The organism is Pseudomonas sp. 24 E 13 (assembly GCF_900004715.1).
Taxonomy (GTDB): domain Bacteria; phylum Pseudomonadota; class Gammaproteobacteria; order Pseudomonadales; family Pseudomonadaceae; genus Aquipseudomonas; species Aquipseudomonas orientalis_A.
In genome coordinates this window covers 17,401-20,630 of record NZ_CVTO01000103.1, presented here as the reverse complement: position 1 = coordinate 20,630, position 3,230 = coordinate 17,401, and the positions used below count along the sequence as shown (strand labels likewise).

The 3,230-nt window shown below is 50.9% G+C and carries 1 rRNA gene; it reads left to right on the top strand.

The features are described from left to right. Positions 1-318 precede the first annotated feature (318 nt). Positions 319-3,210 (top strand): 23S ribosomal RNA (locus BFP90_RS09700). The last annotated feature ends 20 nt before the right edge of the window (positions 3,211-3,230 follow it).

Below are 3,230 nucleotides of genomic sequence, written 5' to 3'. Positions count from 1 at the left end.
ATAGCTCAGCTGGGAGAGCGCCTGCCTTGCACGCAGGAGGTCAACGGTTCGATCCCGTTTGGCTCCACCACTACTGCTTCTGTTTGTATAAAGCTTAGAAATGAGCATTCCATTGTCATGATGGTGAATGTTGATTTCTAGTCTTTGACTAGTTCGTTCTTTAAAAATTTGGGTATGTGATAGAAAGATAGACTGAACGTTACTTTCACTGGTAACGGATCAGGCTAAGGTAAAATTTGTGAGTTCTCTTAAATNGAGAAATTCGAATTTTCGGCGAATGTTGTCTTCACAGTATAACCAGATTGCTTGGGGTTATATGGTCAAGTGAAGAAGCGCATACGGTGGATGCCTTGGCAGTCAGAGGCGATGAAAGACGTGGTAGCCTGCGAAAAGCTTCGGGGAGTCGGCAAACAGACTTTGATCCGGAGATGTCTGAATGGGGGAACCCAGCCATCATAAGATGGTTATCTTACGCTGAATACATAGGCGTAAGAGGCGAACCAGGGGAACTGAAACATCTAAGTACCCTGAGGAAAAGAAATCAACCGAGATTCCCTTAGTAGTGGCGAGCGAACGGGGACTAGCCCTTAAGTGGCTTTGAGATTAGCGGAACGCTCTGGAAAGTGCGGCCATAGTGGGTGATAGCCCTGTACGCGAAAATCTCTTAGTCATGAAATCGAGTAGGACGGAGCACGAGAAACTTTGTCTGAATATGGGGGGACCATCCTCCAAGGCTAAATACTACTGACTGACCGATAGTGAACTAGTACCGTGAGGGAAAGGCGAAAAGAACCCCGGAGAGGGGAGTGAAATAGATCCTGAAACCGTATGCGTACAAGCAGTGGGAGCCCACTTTGTTGGGTGACTGCGTACCTTTTGTATAATGGGTCAGCGACTTATTTTCAGTGGCGAGCTTAACCGAATAGGGGAGGCGTAGCGAAAGCGAGTCTTAATAGGGCGTCTAGTCGCTGGGAATAGACCCGAAACCGGGCGATCTATCCATGGGCAGGTTGAAGGTTGGGTAACACTAACTGGAGGACCGAACCGACTACCGTTGAAAAGTTAGCGGATGACCTGTGGATCGGAGTGAAAGGCTAATCAAGCTCGGAGATAGCTGGTTCTCCTCGAAAGCTATTTAGGTAGCGCCTCATGTATCACTGTAGGGGGTAGAGCACTGTTTCGGCTAGGGGGTCATCCCGACTTACCAAACCGATGCAAACTCCGAATACCTACAAGTGCCGAGCATGGGAGACACACGGCGGGTGCTAACGTCCGTCGTGAAAAGGGAAACAACCCAGACCGTCAGCTAAGGTCCCAAAGTTATGGTTAAGTGGGAAACGATGTGGGAAGGCTTAGACAGCTAGGAGGTTGGCTTAGAAGCAGCCACCCTTTAAAGAAAGCGTAATAGCTCACTAGTCGAGTCGGCCTGCGCGGAAGATGTAACGGGGCTCAAACCATACACCGAAGCTACGGGTATCACGTAAGTGATGCGGTAGAGGAGCGTTCTGTAAGCCTGTGAAGGTGAGTTGAGAAGCTTGCTGGAGGTATCAGAAGTGCGAATGCTGACATGAGTAACGACAATGGGTGTGAAAAACACCCACGCCGAAAGACCAAGGTTTCCTGCGCAACGTTAATCGACGCAGGGTTAGTCGGTCCCTAAGGCGAGGCTGAAAAGCGTAGTCGATGGAAAACAGGTTAATATTCCTGTACTTCTGGTTATTGCGATGGAGGGACGGAGAAGGCTAGGCCAGCTTGGCGTTGGTTGTCCAAGTTTAAGGTGGTAGGCTGGAATCTTAGGTAAATCCGGGATTCTAAGGCCGAGAGCTGATGACGAGTCGTCTTTTAGACGACGAAGTGGTTGATGCCATGCTTCCAAGAAAAGCTTCTAAGCTTCAGGTAACCAGGAACCGTACCCCAAACCGACACAGGTGGTTGGGTAGAGAATACCAAGGCGCTTGAGAGAACTCGGGTGAAGGAACTAGGCAAAATGGCACCGTAACTTCGGGAGAAGGTGCGCCGGTGAGGGTGAAGGACTTGCTCCGTAAGCTCATGCCGGTCGAAGATACCAGGCCGCTGCGACTGTTTATTAAAAACACAGCACTCTGCAAACACGAAAGTGGACGTATAGGGTGTGACGCCTGCCCGGTGCCGGAAGGTTAATTGATGGGGTTAGCTAACGCGAAGCTCTTGATCGAAGCCCCGGTAAACGGCGGCCGTAACTATAACGGTCCTAAGGTAGCGAAATTCCTTGTCGGGTAAGTTCCGACCTGCACGAATGGCGTAACGATGGCGGCGCTGTCTCCACCCGAGACTCAGTGAAATTGAAATCGCTGTGAAGATGCAGTGTATCCGCGGCTAGACGGAAAGACCCCGTGAACCTTTACTATAGCTTTGCACTGGACTTTGAATTTGCTTGTGTAGGATAGGTGGGAGGCTTTGAAGCGTGGACGCCAGTCTGCGTGGAGCCAACCTTGAAATACCACCCTGGCAACTTTGAGGTTCTAACTCAGGTCCGTTATCCGGATCGAGGACAGTGTATGGTGGGTAGTTTGACTGGGGCGGTCTCCTCCTAAAGAGTAACGGAGGAGTACGAAGGTGCGCTCAGACCGGTCGGAAATCGGTCGTAGAGTATAAAGGCAAAAGCGCGCTTGACTGCGAGACAGACACGTCGAGCAGGTACGAAAGTAGGTCTTAGTGATCCGGTGGTTCTGTATGGAAGGGCCATCGCTCAACGGATAAAAGGTACTCCGGGGATAACAGGCTGATACCGCCCAAGAGTTCATATCGACGGCGGTGTTTGGCACCTCGATGTCGGCTCATCACATCCTGGGGCTGAAGCCGGTCCCAAGGGTATGGCTGTTCGCCATTTAAAGTGGTACGCGAGCTGGGTTTAGAACGTCGTGAGACAGTTCGGTCCCTATCTGCCGTGGACGTTTGAGATTTGAGAGGGGCTGCTCCTAGTACGAGAGGACCGGAGTGGACGAACCTCTGGTGTTCCGGTTGTCACGCCAGTGGCATTGCCGGGTAGCTATGTTCGGAATAGATAACCGCTGAAAGCATCTAAGCGGGAAACTAGCCTCAAGATGAGATCTCACTGGAACCTTGAGTTCCCTGAAGGGCCGTCGAAGACTACGACGTTGATAGGTTGGGTGTGTAAGCGCTGTGAGGCGTTGAGCTAACCAATACTAATTGCCCGTGAGGCTTGACCATATAACACCCAAGCAATTTGA